This is a genomic window from Halopseudomonas sp. (genome assembly GCF_038130085.1).
Classification (GTDB): domain Bacteria; phylum Pseudomonadota; class Gammaproteobacteria; order Pseudomonadales; family Pseudomonadaceae; genus Halopseudomonas.
Genome location: NZ_JAYPMU010000008.1, coordinates 128609 through 144739 on the forward strand (window position 1 = coordinate 128609; position 16131 = coordinate 144739).

The 16131-nt window shown below is 61.4% G+C and carries 17 protein-coding genes and 1 tRNA gene; 12 read left to right on the plus strand and 6 right to left on the minus strand.

The genetic code is table 11. From position 1 onward, the window contains the following. Window positions 1-2 precede the first annotated feature (2 nt). The 3 genes from AAFM31_RS08425 (at window position 3) to AAFM31_RS08435 (ending at window position 2598) form a co-directional block, all read left to right on the plus strand. Window positions 3-806: a DUF1365 domain-containing protein gene (locus tag AAFM31_RS08425; protein ID WP_341707500.1), complete on the plus strand. Its 804-nt coding sequence runs from the start codon at window positions 3-5 to the stop codon at window positions 804-806. A gap of 67 nt (window positions 807-873) precedes the next feature. After that, the gene (locus AAFM31_RS08430) at window positions 874-2058 is read left to right on the plus strand and encodes a cyclopropane-fatty-acyl-phospholipid synthase family protein (protein WP_341707501.1); all 1185 of its coding nucleotides are present in this window, start codon (window positions 874-876) and stop codon (window positions 2056-2058) included. A gap of 9 nt (window positions 2059-2067) precedes the next feature. Next, entirely contained in the window at window positions 2068-2598 is a 531-nt protein-coding gene (locus AAFM31_RS08435; RefSeq protein ID WP_341707473.1) for a DUF2878 domain-containing protein, read from the plus strand. Between the two features lie 18 nt (window positions 2599-2616). On the opposite strand, the gene AAFM31_RS08440 is transcribed toward AAFM31_RS08435, so the two are convergent. The 6 genes from AAFM31_RS08440 to hemA form a co-directional block, all read right to left on the minus strand. Next, complete coding sequence (locus AAFM31_RS08440) at window positions 2617-3141, minus strand: acyloxyacyl hydrolase (protein WP_341707474.1); 525 nt, start codon at window positions 3139-3141, stop codon at window positions 2617-2619. A gap of 76 nt (window positions 3142-3217) precedes the next feature. Further along, on the minus strand, window positions 3218-4003 hold the full coding sequence (murI, locus tag AAFM31_RS08445) for a glutamate racemase (protein WP_341707475.1): 786 nt from the start codon (window positions 4001-4003) through the stop codon (window positions 3218-3220). Next, window positions 4000-4749, minus strand: coding sequence for a molybdopterin-synthase adenylyltransferase MoeB (locus tag AAFM31_RS08450; RefSeq protein WP_341707476.1), 750 nt, complete (start codon window positions 4747-4749; stop codon window positions 4000-4002). Before AAFM31_RS08450 ends, murI begins: the two co-directional genes overlap by 4 nt. Continuing rightward, a complete protein-coding gene (gene prmC / locus AAFM31_RS08455) occupies window positions 4742-5575 on the minus strand; it encodes a peptide chain release factor N(5)-glutamine methyltransferase (RefSeq protein WP_341707477.1) in 834 nt (277 codons plus the stop codon). The genes AAFM31_RS08450 and prmC overlap by 8 nt, the downstream gene beginning before the upstream one ends. Beyond that, window positions 5572-6657 carry a peptide chain release factor 1 gene (prfA, locus tag AAFM31_RS08460; protein ID WP_341707478.1) on the minus strand — a complete coding sequence of 362 codons (1086 nt, stop codon included), beginning with the start codon at window positions 6655-6657 and terminating at the stop codon, window positions 5572-5574. Before prfA ends, prmC begins: the two co-directional genes overlap by 4 nt. Next, window positions 6654-7949, minus strand: a complete 1296-nt coding sequence (gene hemA, locus AAFM31_RS08465; protein WP_341707479.1) for a glutamyl-tRNA reductase — start codon at window positions 7947-7949, stop codon at window positions 6654-6656. The genes prfA and hemA overlap by 4 nt, the downstream gene beginning before the upstream one ends. Window positions 7950-8188: 239 nt before the next feature. Here hemA and AAFM31_RS08470 point away from each other — a divergent pair, with 239 nt between their 5' ends. The 9 genes from AAFM31_RS08470 to AAFM31_RS08510 all read left to right on the plus strand — a co-directional run bounded on the left by AAFM31_RS08470 (window position 8189) and on the right by AAFM31_RS08510 (window position 16117). After that, entirely contained in the window at window positions 8189-9913 is a 1725-nt protein-coding gene (locus AAFM31_RS08470) for a tetratricopeptide repeat protein (RefSeq protein ID WP_341707480.1), read from the plus strand. 3 nt (window positions 9914-9916) lie between these two features. Continuing rightward, window positions 9917-10534 (plus strand): lipoprotein insertase outer membrane protein LolB, encoded by a 618-nt coding sequence (gene lolB / locus AAFM31_RS08475; RefSeq protein WP_341707481.1) that lies wholly within the window; start codon window positions 9917-9919, stop codon window positions 10532-10534. Beyond that, on the plus strand, window positions 10531-11382 hold the full coding sequence (gene ispE / locus AAFM31_RS08480; protein WP_341707482.1) for a 4-(cytidine 5'-diphospho)-2-C-methyl-D-erythritol kinase: 852 nt from the start codon (window positions 10531-10533) through the stop codon (window positions 11380-11382). The genes lolB and ispE overlap by 4 nt, the downstream gene beginning before the upstream one ends. Before the next feature lie 29 nt (window positions 11383-11411). After that, a tRNA-Gln gene (locus AAFM31_RS08485) sits at window positions 11412-11486 on the plus strand. A 120-nt stretch (window positions 11487-11606) separates the two neighbouring features. Then, window positions 11607-12548: a ribose-phosphate pyrophosphokinase gene (locus AAFM31_RS08490; RefSeq protein ID WP_341707483.1), complete on the plus strand. Its 942-nt coding sequence runs from the start codon at window positions 11607-11609 to the stop codon at window positions 12546-12548. A 94-nt stretch (window positions 12549-12642) separates the two neighbouring features. After that, window positions 12643-13266, plus strand: a complete 624-nt coding sequence (locus AAFM31_RS08495) for a 50S ribosomal protein L25/general stress protein Ctc (protein ID WP_341707484.1) — start codon at window positions 12643-12645, stop codon at window positions 13264-13266. Window positions 13267-13310: 44 nt separating this feature from the next. Then, window positions 13311-13886 carry an aminoacyl-tRNA hydrolase gene (gene pth / locus AAFM31_RS08500; RefSeq protein ID WP_341707502.1) on the plus strand — a complete coding sequence of 192 codons (576 nt, stop codon included), beginning with the start codon at window positions 13311-13313 and terminating at the stop codon, window positions 13884-13886. 37 nt (window positions 13887-13923) lie between these two features. Further along, window positions 13924-15024: a redox-regulated ATPase YchF gene (gene ychF / locus AAFM31_RS08505; protein ID WP_341707485.1), complete on the plus strand. Its 1101-nt coding sequence runs from the start codon at window positions 13924-13926 to the stop codon at window positions 15022-15024. Window positions 15025-15238: 214 nt separating this feature from the next. Next, complete coding sequence (locus AAFM31_RS08510) at window positions 15239-16117, plus strand: alpha/beta fold hydrolase (protein WP_341707486.1); 879 nt, start codon at window positions 15239-15241, stop codon at window positions 16115-16117. The last annotated feature ends 14 nt before the right edge of the window (window positions 16118-16131 follow it).

Consider the following 16131-nt stretch of genomic DNA (forward strand, 5'->3'; position numbering starts at 1 on the left):
AACTGCGCAGCGCGCTCTACAGCGGCCTGCTGCAGCACCGCAGGCATCAGCCTCGCGAGCACCAGTTTCGCTATCGCTGCAGCCTGCTGCTGCTGGACCTTGATGAACAGCAGCACGTATTTGGACTCAGTCACCTCTGGTCCGGGCGCTGGTGGTCACCTATGCGTTTTCGCGAGACCGACTACCTGCGCAGCGAGCGCCAACCGGGCGAGTCGCTCAAGGTCTGCGCTCAGCGCCTGGTCAAAGAGCACTTGCACCTGCAGCTGGACGGAGCGGTGCAGCTGCTGACCCAGGTCCGCAGCTTCGGCATGCTGTTCAATCCGGCTTCTTTTTTTTACTGCTACGACCGCCACGGCGCACTGCGCAGCATCATCTGCGAAGTAACCAACACCCCTTGGGGAGAGCACTTCTGCTATGTGATGGAAGCCGATGCAGAAAAACAGCAGCAGCAATTTACCCTGCACAAACGCTTCCATGTTTCGCCATTTCTGCCGCTGCAGGCGGACTACCACATGCGCTTCAGCCGTCCCGGCGAGCGCGTGCAGGTGCATATCGCCCATCAGCAGGGCGAGCAACGCCTGTTCGATGCCAGTCTCAGCCTGCAGCGCAAGCCGCTGAGCGCCAGCCTGCTGCGCCGCGAAACGCTGTCATTTCCCTTTATGGTGCTGCGTACCGTAACCGGCATCTATTGGCAGGCCCTGCGCCTGCTGCTCAAAGGTATCCCGCTGTATGACCATGCAGCCGCCACTCAATCGGTAGCGGCGCACCCGCTCAAGGAGTCCCGACATGAAACCGAGCAGACCTGAACTCACTTGCAGCAGCGACTACCGCGAGCGCGGTGGCTGGCTGCAACGTCTCTGCCGCCAGGCGGTTATGCGCCAACTGAAAGCGCTGCGCCGGGGCACGTTGTTGCTACGTACCGAGGATGAAGAGCTGCACTTTGGCCAGCCCGACAGTGACGGCCTGCACGCCGAAATTCGCCTGCACGATCCGGCAGCCTGGGTGCAGATTGCCTGCAACGGCAGCGTTGGCTCGGGCGAAGCTTACTTCAACGGCTATTGGAGCAGCCCCGACCTGACGGCCGTGACTCGCCTGTTTGTGCGCAACCTGGATGTGCTCGATGCGATGGAAACCGGCCTCGCACGGCTCGGCCAACCCGCGCTGAAATGGCTGCACCGCCTCAATCGCAACAGCCTGCGCGGCTCGCGCCGCAACATCAGCGCGCACTACGACCTGGGTAACGAGCTGTTCTCGCGCCTGCTCGACAGCAGCATGATGTACTCGGCAGCCATCTTCCCACCCGGCTGCGACGACTTGCATCAGGCGCAGCTGAACAAACTTGAGCGCATCTGCCGCAAGCTGGAACTCGGGCCGAACGACCATCTGCTGGAGATCGGTACCGGCTGGGGCAGCATGGCGATCTATGCCGCGCAGCACTTTGGCTGCCGTGTCACCACTACCACGCTGTCGCAAGAGCAGTACCGCCACGCCGAAGAGCGCATTCAGGCCGCCGGGTTGCAAGACCGCATCACCCTGCTGCTCAAGGACTACCGGGAACTGGAAGGTCATTTCGACAAACTGGTGTCGATCGAGATGATCGAAGCCGTCGGCCACGAGTACTTCGCCACGTACTTCAAGGCCTGCGCGGCGCTGCTCAAGCCCGACGGCCTGATGCTGCTGCAGGCGATCACCATGCGTGACCAGCGCTACGATCAGGCCCGCCGCAGCGTCGACTTCATCCAGCGCTACATCTTCCCCGGCGGCTCGCTGCCTTCCGTAAGCCTGATCGGCGAACTCACCCGCCGTCATACCGACTTGGCGATGCTGCACATGGAAGACATCGGCCTGCACTACGCGCGAACCCTGCGTCACTGGTATGACAACCTGCAGCGCTACCGTGGAGAGCTGGCGCAACTCGGGTATGATGACGCCTTTTTCCGGCTCTGGGAGTTCTACCTCTGCTACTGCGAAGGGGGCTTCCGCGAGCGTGGCATCGGCACGGCGCAGATTCTGCTCGGCAAGCCTGACGCCCGCCCCGGAGAACACTTCTGCGCTTAGGAGGCTGACATGCCTAACCGGCGACTGATCGCCAACGCCCTGCTGTTCCAGCTCGGCTGGCTAGCCTGCGTGCTGGGCGGCAACAGCTACTGGCTGGCGGTTCCGATTGTGGCCCTGCTGGTGCACTTTTTCTGGGTCAGCAGCTGGGCTGCCGAGGGCAAGCTGGTGGTGTCGGTGATGCTGGCCGGCGCCGCGCTCGACTCCTTCCTATTGCAGATGGGTGTCTTCACCTTCGTCGGCCAGGAGAGTCTGGCGCCGGTCTGGCTGGTGCTGCTATGGGCCCTACTGGGTACCACGCTGAACCATTGTCTGGCGTGGAGTGCCAAGCCTATTTGGCGGGCAGTACTGCTCGGCGCCATCGGCGGGCCACTGAGTTATGTCGCCGGCGCAGAGCTGGCTGGGGTGGGTTTGCCACTTGGAGAGCGCAACAGCGCCCTGCTGCTCGCAGGCGTCTGGGCGGTGGTATTCCCCCTGCTGCACGGCTTCGCCCACCTGTATCGTGAACAGTACCGCACACAACAACTGGCCAGACGCCGCTAGAGCGTCTGACCTGCCCCCTTACAGCGGGTAGCGGAAATACACCGCAGACTTGTTGATACCCGAGTTGGGCTGTTTGATACCGGCGTTTGAGTAGTGATACCAGCGTACGCCCAGTTCGGCTCCTGAGTTAAAGCGCAGCCCCGCACCAATGCGGTCCTCAAACTGGAACTTGGAACCCAGATCCCGGCGGTCCGCCAGATTGGTCTCGGTAAAAATTGCCGCGCCGATACCGCCCTCGATGAACGGTGTCACCCCGCCGTCACCCGGGAAGTTCAGCGTGAACACCGGCGCCAGACTGACCGTCTCGGCGTCGAGGCCGCTCCAGTGGGTATACCCCGCATCCCAGAAGCCGGTCAGCACCGCACCACCACCATCGCTTTGCCACAGCGTGCGGCCGAAATCGAATTGCGCACCTACGCGCCACACGTTGGTTGACTCGCTGCTGTCACCGCCTTCAACAGTGATGCCGTCCAATGCATATACAGCAGGGCTGAGGGTCATGGCCGCAAGCACGGAGCCGATGATCAAACCTGAACGTCTCATCGCGTCTTCTTCCTTTTTATATTCAACAAACAGCATCCGATAGACAGTTATATAGCTGATAGTTCGTAAGCGCGCCTCAAACCGGCAGCGACTCAACCTCACCTTCGCTGCCCCAGAGCACGGGCAGCACCCGAGCCATCTGCTGCGTATCACCGCTACTCCAGAAACGCACCACACCATTGCCGCCCAACGGCAACTGCGCGTTTTCCCCCAGCCGCGCCTGCAGCTGACGAGCTACCGCCTCTCCGGTGTCGACCAGCTGGATATCCGCTGGCAATAACTCCCGCAGCACCGGTTTGAGGAAGGGATAATGGGTACAACCGAGAATCAGCGTATCGCACTCGGCCTGCAGTAACGGCTGCAGATAACGCTGCAGCAATACACGCACCTGCGGGCCCTGAAGATCGCCCTGCTCGACACACTCGACCAACCCTGGGCAAGGCTGGGTGAGCACCTCCACGTCCCGCGCAAAGCGATCAAGCAGTGCAGCAAACTTGGCGCTCTGCAGCGTTCCGGTGGTCGCCAACACCCCGACCTTGCCGTTGCGGGTCGCCGCCGCAGCCGGCTTGACCGCAGGCTCCATACCGACGATCGGCATATCGAAGGTGCCGCGCAGTTCATTTACCGCGGCAGCCGTGGCGGTGTTGCAGGCCAGCACCAATGCACGGGCGCCCTGCCCGATCAAAAACTCGGCGATCCGCAAACTACGCTCTCGAATCACCTCGGGTGGCTTCTCGCCGTAGGGCACATGGCCGCTGTCAGCCACGTAAAGCAGGTTTGCGTGCGGCAGCAGCTGGCGGATTTCACGCAGTACGGAAAGGCCGCCAACACCCGAGTCGAACACCCCAATGGGCGCATTCATGCATCGGCCCCGCAGCAGCTGCAACCGGGATCGCGACGCACCCGCAACTCCCGAAAGCGACTGTCCAGCGCATCAATCAGCAGCAAACGGCCAACCAGTGGCTGACCAAATCCCGCCAGCAGCTTGAGCGCCTCCAGCGCCTGCAGACTGCCGACCAGGCCGACCAGCGGGCCAACCACCCCGGCTTCACTGCAGCTCAGCGCCTGCTCGTCGCCCTCGCCGTACAGACACTGATAGCAGGGGCTGTCATCACAGCGCAGATCAAAAACGCTGAGTTGGCCTTCCAGCCGAATCGCGGCGCCGGACACCAACGGCTTCGCCAATTGGACACAGGCGGCATTGACCGCGTGGCGGGTGGCGAAGTTGTCGGAACAATCCAGCACCAGATCGACGTCAGCCACTGCGCCCAGCAGCGCCTCGTCAGCCAAGGCAACGGGGAGCGTGCGGCAGGTAACCTGAGGGTTGATCGCCGCGACCCGCTCGGCTGCAGAGGCGACCTTGTCGCGACCGATATCGGCGGCGTGATGAATGATCTGGCGCTGCAGGTTGGTCAGATCGACCTGGTCAGGATCGGCCAGTACCAGCTCGCCGACGCCCGCTGCAGCGAGGTACAGCGCGACCGGCGAGCCCAGCCCGCCGACGCCGACGATCAGAACTCGGCTGCCCAGCAGCCGTTGCTGGCCGTCGATATCGATCTGCGGCAGCAAAATCTGCCGGCTGTAGCGCAGCAACTGCTGGTCATCCACGCCATTGCCCTCCCGTTACCCTTAGCTGCCCGCCCAGATCGCGCCAGCTCTGTACCTGCTCAAAGCCCTGCTCCCGCAACAGCACAGCGACCGCATCGGCCTGCTGCCAGCCGTGCTCGAACAGCAACCAGCCAGCCTGTTGCAGGTGAGTCGGCGCCTGCTGCACCAGGGTACGAATGTCATCCAGCCCATCGACACCGCTGACCAGCGCACTGCCAGGCTCAAAGCGCACATCCCCCTGCTGCAGATGGGGGTCGCTCTCGGCAATATAAGGGGGGTTGGAGACAATCAGGTTAAAGCGCCGGTCTGCCAGCGCGCCAAACCAGTCACTCTGCTCAAAATGGGCATTACCGATCTGCAGTCGCGCCGCGTTGTGCGCAGCCAACGCCACCGCGTCGGTAACCCGGTCGACGCCAGTCAGCTGCCATTGCGGACGTTCGACCGCTAGCGCCAGCGCAATCGCCCCGGTGCCAGTGCCCAGATCCAGCACTTCGGCAGCGCCCTGCGGGCCCAGTTCCAGAGCGACTTCAACCAGCCGCTCGGTGTCTGGCCGCGGAATCAGGGTCGCCTCGCTGACCTCCAGCTGCAGGCTCCAAAAGCCCTGCTCGCCGAGCAGATAGGCTACCGGCACGCCGCTGCGACGCTGGCTCAACAACGCTTGGAAGTGACGCACTTGCTCAACATCAGGCTGACGCTCGGGCCAAGTACGCAGATAGGTGCGGGGTTTGCCGATGGCGTGGCAGAGCAGCAGCTCTGCATCCAGCCGGGCAGTGTCCGAGTCCGACAGCTCGGCGCTGGCCAGCAACTCGGCCAGAGTCGGCGTCATGCCGACTCCAGCGCCGCCAACTGATCGGCTTGGTACTCGCGCAGCAGCGGCTCGATCACATTGTCGAGGTTACCGGCGATGACCTCGTCCAAACTATAGAGCGTCAGGTTAATACGGTGATCCGTAACCCGGCCCTGCGGGAAGTTGTAGGTACGAATCCGCTCAGAGCGGTCACCAGAGCCAACCAGCGAGCGACGGGTGTCGGACAGCTCCTTCTCCTGCGCTTCGCGCTGCTGGTTGACCAGCTTGGCCTGCAACAGGCTCATGGCGCGGGCGCGGTTCTTGTGCTGTGAACGCTCATCCTGACACTCGACCACGATGCCGGTCGGCAGGTGGGTGAGGCGAATCGCGGAGTCAGTCTTGTTGACGTGCTGACCACCAGCGCCGGAGGCGCGGTAGGTATCGACCCGCAGATCCGCCGGATTGATCTCGATCTCGGCTTGCTCGTCCATCTCCGGCAGGATGGCGACGGTACAGGCAGAGGTATGAATCCGCCCCTGCGACTCGGTTTCCGGCACGCGCTGAACGCGGTGTGCGCCAGACTCGAATTTGAGTTTGGCGTAAACCGACTGCCCCTCGACTCGGGCAATCACCTCTTTATACCCACCATGCTCACCCGGGTTCTCCGAGAGCACTTCGACACGCCAGCCCTGACGCTCGGCATAACGGCTGTACATGCGGAACAGGTCTCCGGAGAAAATCGCCGCCTCGTCGCCACCGGTCCCGGCGCGAATTTCAAGGAATACGTTGCGATCATCGTTGGGATCTTTCGGCAGCAACAGGCGATTGAGCTCTTCTTCCAGCTCCGCCAGTTGCGCCGTGCAGCTCTCAAGATCTTCTTCGGCCATGGCCCGCAAATCCGGGTCACTGTCTTTGAGCAGGCTGCGTGCCTCTTCGATGTCACCCTGCACCCGGCGCCACTGTTCGTAGCACTTGACCGTGCTTTCCAGCTCGGCGTACTCCTTCGAGTAGCTGCGGAAGCGGGTCTGATCGCTGATGACCTCGGCGTCGCTGAGCAGCGCCGACAGCTCCTCAAAACGTTCGCCAAAGGAGTCCAGCCGGTTCAACAGGGATGCTTTCATGAGTCGCCTTGTACCGTGGTATTGCTGTTGCCCGGAGCGTTGTCGCCCAAAGCAAAGAGTTCCTGCGCCAGCGCCAGCGCTTCAACCCGCCCCTGCGCCGTCATCTGCTTGAGCTGCACACTGGGTTCGTGCAGCAACTTGTTCGTTAACATGCGCGCCATTTCGGTCATTACCTGCTCGGGATCGGCGCCGCGCTGCAGCTTGGCCAGGGCTTTCTGCAGCTCCTGATCGCGCGCCTGCTCGGCCTTCTGCCGGTAGCTGCGCACCACATCCACCGCGGCCAGCGCCCGCAGGCGTTGCATGAATTCGCCGGTGCCCAGCTCGATCAGCCGCTCGGCGGCCTCGGCGGCGCCCTGGCGCGAACGCATATTTTCCTCGATCACCTCGTGCAGGTCATCGACGGTATACAAATAAACATCGGCCAGACTACCGACCTCCGGCTCGATATCGCGCGGCACGGCGATGTCGACCATGAACATCGGTTTGTGACGGCGCTGCTTGAGCGCACGCTCTACCGCGCCCTTGCCCAGGATCGGCAGCGGGCTGGCGGTTGAACTGATCACCACATCGCACTCGGCGAGGATATCGGGAATCTGGTTCAGCAGAATCGCCTGACCACCGAGCGGTTCGCTCAGCAGTTCGGCGCGCTGCAAGGTTCGGTTGGCAACGATGATGCGGCCGACACCCTGCTCAAACAGATGGCGGGCGACCAGCGCGATGGTCTCGCCGGCGCCAATCAGCAGTGCCGTACTGCGGCGCAGGTCGGCAAAGATCTGCCGGGCCAGACTGACTGCGGCGAAGGCGACCGAGACCGGGTTCTCGCCAATAGCAGTATCGGTGCGCACCTGCTTGGCCATATTGAAGGTGCTCTGGAACAGTCGATCCAGATAGGGCCCCAGGGTGCCTGCGGTCCGCGCGGTCTGCCAGGCATCTTTCATCTGGCCGAGAATCTGCGGCTCGCCCAATACCATCGAGTCGAGGCCGGCGGCCACGCGCATCATGTGGTTAACCGCGCCCGCATCCTGGTGCAGATAACTGGAACGGCGCACCTCATCTGCGGTCATACCGTGAAAGCGGGCGACCCATTCGACCAAGCGGTCGGCATTGAGCTGCTCCTGCGCACAATAAAGCTCTGTGCGATTGCAGGTCGACAGAATGGCCACTTCGTCGGCACCCGCTTCGGCACGCAGACGCTGCAGTGCATCGGGCAGCTGCTCAGGCGAGAAAGATACGCGCTCGCGTACCTCAACCCCTGCGGTCCGATGATTGATGCCCAGTGCGATGAAACCCATGATGCCTCGTATTGCGAGAACGGAGCTGCTGCCAAAAACGTGCAATTGTCCTATGTTAGTTCAAGCCAATCAATCGCCGCATGGCCAACGGTCGCTCGTATTGCGGCGTCAGGATGCCGCACACACCCGCTCAGAGCGCCCCTCTGGGTTTGTCACCGAGCCTGTGTCATGATGCTTCAAAGCGTTGCTGCACGTGGTTATCCGCCCCAACCAGCCCACCGTTTCGCACGAGATCTCCTATGAAGGTTACTTTCAATCCGACCTTGCCGGCGCTGCTGATCGCACTGACGCTTGGCGGCTGCAGCGTCCTTGATCAGGCCAACGCGCCGGCCAACCCAGCGCAACCGGCTGCGGAGATAGCCCCCCCGGCGGAGCCGACGGTCTACGGCCAGTTCCGCCAGGACACCCTGCTTGACCTGTTGACCGCCGAGATCGCGGGCCAGCGCAACCGCTTTGATATCGCCCTGGATAACTACCTGAAACAGGCCCGCAGCACCCGCGACCCCGGGATTACCGAGCGTGCCGTGCGCGTTGCCGAATTCCTCGGCAATGAAGAAGCCGCCAACGAGATGACCGCACTTTGGGTCGAGATTGCGCCGCAGGATCCCGAGGCGCTGCGCTCTGCAGCCATACATCTGGCGCGCGCCAACCAGCACGAGCAGGCGATGGACATGATGCAGCGCGCATTGGACCTGCATGGCGAAACCCATTTCGACTTTCTTGCCCTGGCCGCGGCACAAACCGACCCGCAGACTCGCAACGCCCTGCTGACCAGCCTCAAACAAATGCAGGAACGTCATCCGGACAACGCCCAACTGGTATTCGCCCGAGCGCTGTTGCTGCAGCAAGCTGATCGTCCGGAAGAGGCACTGGCATTGCTGGAATCTCACCCGCGCAGTAAAGAGGTGGCGCCGATCATCCTGCTGCACAGCCGCCTGCTCGCCGAACAGGATACCCAGCGCGCAGAAAGCCTCTTGTACGACGGCCTGGAGCGCTTCCCGGACGATATTCGCCTGCGCCTGATGCTCGCCCGCCTGCTGGTCAGCGACGGCAACTTCAAAGACGCCCGAGTGCAGTATCAGAAGCTCGCATCCGACAACCCGGACGACGCAGACCTGCTGCTCTCGCTCGGCCTCATCGACCTCGAACTGGGCAACGCCGAAGAGGCAGTCGTTCATCTGCAACACACCCTGCAGCTGGCGCCCGGCAACAATACCGCGCGCTATCACCTGGGCAGCGCCTATCTGGCCGCCGGTCGCAGCGAGGACGCCATGCTGACCTGGCAGAGCATCGATAGCGGCAACGAGCTGTTGACCTCGCGCGTTCAAATAGCGCGACTACTGCTGGAGCAGGAGCGCATTACCGCACTGCAGGCACAGTTTCAGCAGGACCGTGATCAGCATCCACAGCACGGTCTGACGCTATTCCAGATTGAAATTGAGGCGTTGATGGGCGCGCACCCCGAACTGGCCATGGCGCAAACCAACACCGCACTGCAGGCCTACCCGCAAGACACCAGCCTACTCTACAGCCGTGCCATGCTACATGCGCAGCTGGAGAATCTACGCGGCGTTGAAGAAGACCTCGGCGCCATCATTGAGCAAGAACCAAATAACGCGATGGCGCTCAACGCCCTCGGCTACACCCTGGCCGATCACAACGTCCAGCTGGACCGCGCACTCGCGCTTATCACCCGCGCAGCAGATCTGGCGCCAGATGACCCGGCCATTCAGGACAGCCTCGGCTGGGTACACTTCCGCCTCGGCAATCTGGACCGCGCAGAGGACCTGTTGCGCGCGGCCTACGAAGCCTATCCGGACCAGGAGGTCGCCGCTCACCTGGGCGAGGTCCTTTGGCGCCAAGGCAGCAAGCGCGAAGCACGCAAGGTTTGGCGCGAGGCCCTCAAGCTGGACCCCGAAAGCACTCTCATCCCAAGTACCCGCGATCGCCTGGAAGCCGAATAACTCATGCCCGTATTGCGCCTGCCTATATTGCTATGTTTGTTGCTGACCCTGACCGCCTGCGGCAACCTGCATCAACGCGAAACCATCGAATTCGGCGGCGATCAAACCGCCTGGAAAGCGCACCGCGCGCAAGTCGAGCCGCTGGATCGCTGGATTCTGCAAGGCAAGCTCGGCATCCGCAGCCCGCAGGAATCAGGTAGCGGCACATTATTCTGGCTACAGCGCCAGCACTATTACGACATTCGCCTGTCTGGCCCCCTCGGCCGCGGCGCTACGCGCATTCAGGGTGACCGCAACCAGACGACGCTGGAGGTGGCGGGACACCCGCCTGTCAGTGCCAGCTCCGCCGAAGAACTTGTCGCCCAGCAAATCGGCTGGCGTTTGCCGGTGGATCAACTGCTCTGGTGGGTGCGCGGTCTGCCTGCACCCGATGCAACCAGCCGCCTGCAGCTCGACAGCCAAAGCCGACTGGGTCGACTCAATCAGAGTGGCTGGACCATTGAATACAGCCGCTACCAGCAGGTTGGTGATCTGGATCTCCCCCAGCGCCTGCAAATCTCCGGTCACGATCTGCTACTGACACTGGTCATTACCGAATGGAAACCCGGCATCAACGAATGAACACCGCAACACTCAGCCTGCCCGCACCGGCCAAACTGAACCTGTTCCTGCATATCACCGGCCGACGTGCCGACGGCTACCACACCCTGCAGACCCTGTTTCAGTTTCTCGACCACGGCGACACCTTGCACTTCAACCTGCGCAGCGATGGCGAACTCAAGCTGCTGACCGACCTGCCTGGCGTCGATGCTGAAGACAACCTGATCATGCGCGCCGCCCGACTGCTCAAGCAGACCAGTGGCACAACACTTGGCGCGGACATTCAGCTCGACAAAGTACTGCCCATGGGCGGCGGCATCGGCGGTGGCAGCTCAGACGCGGCGACCACCCTGCTTGGCCTCAACCACCTGTGGCAAACCGGCTTGAGCATCGACCAATTGGCCGAGATCGGCATCACCTTGGGCGCAGACGTCCCCGTCTTTGTCCGCGGCCACGCCGCCTGGGCTGAAGGCGTTGGCGAGCAACTGACCCCGGTCGAGCTGGCCGAACCCTGGTTTTTGGTGGTTGCGCCGGACTGCCACGTCAGTACCGCTGAAATTTTTTCAGATGAGAGGTTGACGCGAAACACATCGCCCATTACATTAGCGGCCTTCGTCGAAGGCGGTGGTCGGAATGACTGCTTGCCGGTCGTCACAACGCGTTACCCTGAAATTCGTAACACGTTGATCTTGCTAAACAAATATTGTGAAGCTAAGATGACCGGGACTGGCAGTTGCTTGTTTGGGGCCTTCCCAAACGAACGCGAAGCTGATAAAGTTCGCGCCCGGTTGCCAGCCACACTGCGAAGTTTTGTAGCAAGAGGTTGTAACGTTTCCCCGTTACACCGCGAACTGCAAAAGCAAGCATGACGGATGCAGCCGTGCATCCGGACAGATACAGGGGCGTCGCCAAGCGGTAAGGCAGCAGGTTTTGATCCTGCCATGCGTTGGTTCGAATCCAGCCGCCCCTGCCATTTTTCTCTCCGGCAGCAATCAAGTACAGAACAGTTCATGTCTGGCTGGTTGAGGCCGTATCGGCATTCCCGCAGACCTGAATTCTCCGCCAAGCCACTACCCACAAAAGGTATTGCTGCGTGTCCAAGATGATGGTTTTCACGGGGAACGCCAACCCCGATCTGGCACGGCGCGTCGTGCGTCAACTGCACATTCCCCTGGGCGACGCTACCGTCGGCCGCTTCAGCGACGGTGAAGTCAACGTCGAACTGAACGAGAATGTGCGCGGCAAGGACGTTTTCATCCTGCAGCCAACCTGCGCACCGACCAACGACAACCTGATGGAACTGGTGGTCATGGCTGACGCGCTGCGTCGCTCTTCCGCCTCCCGTATCACCGCGGTAGTCCCCTACTTCGGTTATGCCCGCCAGGATCGCCGCCCCCGCTCTGCCCGTGTAGCGATCAGCGCCAAGGTGGTTGCCGACATGCTCGACACCGTTGGTGTTGACCGTCTGCTCACCGTTGACCTGCACGCTGACCAGATTCAGGGCTTCTTCGATATCCCGGTAGACAACATCTACGGCTCGCCGGTACTGATCGACGACATCCAGGACCAGCGCTTCGACAACTTGATGATCGTCTCTCCGGACATCGGCGGCGTAGTCCGCGCTCGCGCTGTTGCCAAGAGCCTCGGCGTAGATCTGGCGATCATCGACAAGCGCCGCCCGAAGGCCAACCAGTCCGAAGTCATGCACATCATCGGTGACGTTGAAGGCCGCACCTGCGTACTGGTTGACGATATGGTCGACACCGCTGGCACCCTGTGCCACGCAGCCAAGGCCCTGAAGGACCACGGCGCGGCTCAGGTTTATGCCTATTGCACCCACCCGATCCTATCGGGCAAGGCAATCGAAAACATTACTAATTCCGTGCTGGACGAGCTGGTGGTGACCAACACCATTCCGCTGACTCCGGCCGCTGCTGCCTGCGAGCGTATTCGCCAGCTGGACATGGCCCCGATTGTGGCCGAAGCCATGCGCCGCATCAGCAATGAAGAATCCATCAGCGCGATGTTCCGTTAAGGAACGCTCGCTGATTTAACTGCCCACAAGGGCATCACCTCTCGCTCGGTGCGTTGGTCGCAAACGCCCGGGTGAATTAGCAAGGAGACTACCAATGGTCGACTTCACTCTGAATGCGAAAGCGCGTACCGACCTAGGGAAAGGTGCGAGCCGCCGCCTGCGTCGTAACGCTGATCTGGTTCCCGCCATCGTTTACGGTGGTGACAAGGCTCCTCAGAACGTTGCTCTGGAAGCACGCGAACTGAAGAAAGCCCTGGAAAACGAAGCTTTCTACTCCCACGTCATCAGCCTGTCTGTAGACGGTAAAAAAGAAGACGTGCTGCTGAAAGCACTGCAGCGTCACCCGGCCAAGCCGGTGATCATGCACGCTGACTTCCTGCGCGTTGTTGCTGGCCACGAAGTGACCGTCAACGTTCCGCTGCACTTCGTTAACGAAGACAGCTGCGCAGGCGTCAAGAAAGGCGGCGTTATCTCCCACACCATGACTGAAGTGGAAGTTCACTGCCTGCCGAAAGATCTGCCTGAGTTCATCGAAGTCGACATGGCTGCCGTTGAACTGGATCAGATCGTTCACCTGTCTGACCTGAAGCTGCCGAAAGGCGTTGCTATCACTGCTCTGGCTCAGGGCGCTGATCACAACCTGCCGGTTGCTAACGTCCACGCTGCTCGCGTTGCTGCTGACGCGCCGGCTGCTGAAGGCGAGGAGTCCGCGGAGTAATCTCCCGCACGACTCTGAAGAGGGCGCCCGTTGTGACGCAGGGAATCAAGTTGATCGCTGGACTGGGAAATCCCGGGCCGGAATACGAACTGACCCGTCACAACGCTGGCGCCCTTTTTATTGAGCGTCTGGCCGCACGGCACAACACCAGCCTGCGTCCGGAGAGCAAGTTTTTTGGCCTGACCGCTCGCATCAGCATTAACGGTCAGGACATTCGTCTGCTGATTCCCACCACCTTCATGAACCGCAGCGGTCAGGCAGTCGCCGCGCTGGCGAGCTTCTATCGCATCGCACCGGAAGAAATTCTCGTTGCCCACGACGAGCTGGATCTACCACCGGGCGTGGTCAAGTGCAAAAAAGGTGGCGGACACGGCGGACACAACGGTCTGCGCGACATTATCGCCAAACTGGGTAACAACAACGGTTTTCACCGCCTGCGACTGGGTATCGGCCACCCTGGCCACAGCTCACAGGTGACCGGCTTTGTACTGGGCCGCGCGCCCCGCGCCGAGCAGGACGCACTGGACGCCTGCATCGACGAAGCCATTGGCGAGCTGCCGGGCATGGTCGAAGGCAACTGGACCGCTGTCATGCAACGCCTGCACAGCTTCAAGGCCTGAATCTCATTGCGCCGAACCATCGGCAGAGGACTACACCATGGGTTTTAACTGCGGCATCGTCGGACTGCCCAACGTCGGCAAATCTACCCTGTTCAATGCACTGACCAAAGCCGGTATCGGTGCCGAGAACTTCCCCTTCTGCACCATCGAGCCGAACAGCGGCGTGGTACCCATGCCCGATGCCCGCCTGGACGCCCTGGCCGCCATCGTCAAACCCGAGCGCGTCATCCCGACCAGCATGGAGTTCGTCGATATCGCTGGCCTCGTAGAAGGCGCATCCAAAGGTGAGGGCCTGGGTAACAAGTTCCTGGCCAACATCCGCGAGACCGACGCCATCGCGCACGTGGTTCGCTGCTTTGAAGACGAAAACGTCATTCACGTATCCAACAGCGTTAACCCGCGCCGCGATATCGAAACCATCGACCTGGAACTGATCTTCGCCGACCTGGAAAGCTGCGAGAAGCAACTGCAGCGCGTTGCCCGCAACGCCAAGGGTGGCGACAAGGAAGCAGTCGCACAGAAGGCGCTGCTGGAAAAGCTGATCCCGCACTTTGAAGACGGCAAGCCTGCGCGCTCGCTGCTGAAAGACCTCAGCCCGGAAGAGCGCCAGCTGGCCAAGGGTTTCCACCTGCTGACCAACAAGCCGGTCATGTACATCGCCAACGTCTCCGAAGAGGGGTTTGAAGACAACCCGCACTTGGACGTGGTGCGCGAAATCGCCGCCGAAGAAGGCGCAGTCGTGGTTCCGGTTTGCAACAAGATCGAAGCAGAAATCGCCGAGCTGGATGACGACGAGGAAAAGCAGATGTTCCTCGAAACCATGGGTATGGAAGAGCCGGGCCTGAACCGAGTGATCCGTGCCGGCTACGAGCTGCTGGGCCTGCAGACCTACTTCACCGCCGGCGTGAAGGAAGTGCGCGCTTGGACCGTGAAAATCGGCGCCACCGCACCTCAGGCAGCTGCAGTCATCCACACCGATTTCGAGAAAGGCTTTATCCGCGCCGAAGTAGTCGCCTATAACGACTTCATTCAGTACAACGGCGAAAGCGGTGCCAAGGAAGCCGGCAAATGGCGCTTGGAAGGCAAGGAATACATCGTCAAGGATGGCGACGTAATGCACTTCCGCTTCAACGTCTAAGCAGTCCTCTTGCACCGCTCACCCCGGCACACTGCCGGGGTGAGTTCGCCGCCTTCCCCTCTCCCCTCTCGCAACAACTGTGTCCGGATTTGCCGTTATTCCATCAACAAATGACGACACAAGCCGCTGCATTTCCCCAAGAATGACCGCCATCTGACGGCGCCGTTGGATAGAGCGCTGCGCCAATAACAATAAACAAAACAGGACACGGCAAATGAGCAAGACGCCAACCGAGTCAGCGTTCAAGATGATCCAGGCACGCGGCCTTACCTTTCGCGTGCTCGATCAGGGCGAGGGCATACCGCTGCTCCTGCTGCATGGCTTCCCCGACTCGCTGGACGTCTGGCAAGCCATGACTCCCACCCTGCTGGCTGCCGGGTTTCGAGTCATTGCCTACGATCAGCGCGGCTATGGCGAAACCGACGCCCCAGTCGACAGCGCCAGCTATCGCATCGACGAAATCGTCGCAGATGCGCCGGCGATCCTCGATGCGCTGGGCATTCAACAACCGGTTTGTCTGCTGGGCCACGACTGGGGCTCAGCCATTGCCTGGGCGCTGGCTCTGCAACACCCTGAGCGCGTACAGGCGCTGGTTGCCGTCTCCGTCGGACACCCCAAGAGCTATGGCCGCGCCGGTCTGAAACAGAAGCTGGGCAAAGGTCTGTATGTGCTCTGGTTCCAACTGCGTAGCCTCTGTGAGTGGTACCTGCTGCGCGCTGGCGGACTACGCCGCTGGCTGGGTAAAACGGAGCACGGTGACCGCGCCCTGCAGCAAATGTCACGCCCAGGGCGCCTCACCGCTGCCCTTAACTGGTACCGCGAAAATCTGCGCAAGGCCGTATTCGGTGAGTGGGGGCAAGTCCACTGCCCAACCCTGGGCGTGTGGAGTAGCGAAGATGCCTACCTGACTGAAGAGCAAATGCTCGACTCCGGGAACTTCGTTACCAGCGCATGGCACTATCAGCGTATCGAAGGCTGCGGACACTGGATTCAGCTGGAGCAACCAGAGCAGCTGGCGCAACTCGCAGTCCGCTGGTTTCGAGAATACGCGTCTCAGCCCACCGATACCGCTTTACCTAGCGAGGCTGGCTAAACGGCCTCAACACT

Excerpts from the sequence above, each read along its gene's own strand:
- AAFM31_RS08430 (WP_341707501.1), top strand. The coding sequence starts at position 874 with ATGCGCCAACTGAAAGCGCTGCGCCGGGGCACGTTGTTGCTACGTACC.
- AAFM31_RS08470 (WP_341707480.1), top strand. The coding sequence starts at position 8,189 with ATGAAGGTTACTTTCAATCCGACCTTGCCGGCGCTGCTGATCGCACTG.
- prfA (WP_341707478.1), bottom strand. The coding sequence starts at position 6,657 with ATGAAAGCATCCCTGTTGAACCGGCTGGACTCCTTTGGCGAACGTTTT.
- ispE (WP_341707482.1), top strand. The coding sequence starts at position 10,531 with ATGAACACCGCAACACTCAGCCTGCCCGCACCGGCCAAACTGAACCTG.
- murI (WP_341707475.1), bottom strand. The coding sequence starts at position 4,003 with ATGAATGCGCCCATTGGGGTGTTCGACTCGGGTGTTGGCGGCCTTTCC.
- hemA (WP_341707479.1), bottom strand. The coding sequence starts at position 7,949 with ATGGGTTTCATCGCACTGGGCATCAATCATCGGACCGCAGGGGTTGAG.
- lolB (WP_341707481.1), top strand. The coding sequence starts at position 9,917 with ATGCCCGTATTGCGCCTGCCTATATTGCTATGTTTGTTGCTGACCCTG.
- AAFM31_RS08435 (WP_341707473.1), top strand. The coding sequence starts at position 2,068 with ATGCCTAACCGGCGACTGATCGCCAACGCCCTGCTGTTCCAGCTCGGC.
- AAFM31_RS08495 (WP_341707484.1), top strand. The coding sequence starts at position 12,643 with ATGGTCGACTTCACTCTGAATGCGAAAGCGCGTACCGACCTAGGGAAA.
- AAFM31_RS08510 (WP_341707486.1), top strand. The coding sequence starts at position 15,239 with ATGAGCAAGACGCCAACCGAGTCAGCGTTCAAGATGATCCAGGCACGC.
- AAFM31_RS08440 (WP_341707474.1), bottom strand. The coding sequence starts at position 3,141 with ATGAGACGTTCAGGTTTGATCATCGGCTCCGTGCTTGCGGCCATGACC.
- ychF (WP_341707485.1), top strand. The coding sequence starts at position 13,924 with ATGGGTTTTAACTGCGGCATCGTCGGACTGCCCAACGTCGGCAAATCT.
- prmC (WP_341707477.1), bottom strand. The coding sequence starts at position 5,575 with ATGACGCCGACTCTGGCCGAGTTGCTGGCCAGCGCCGAGCTGTCGGAC.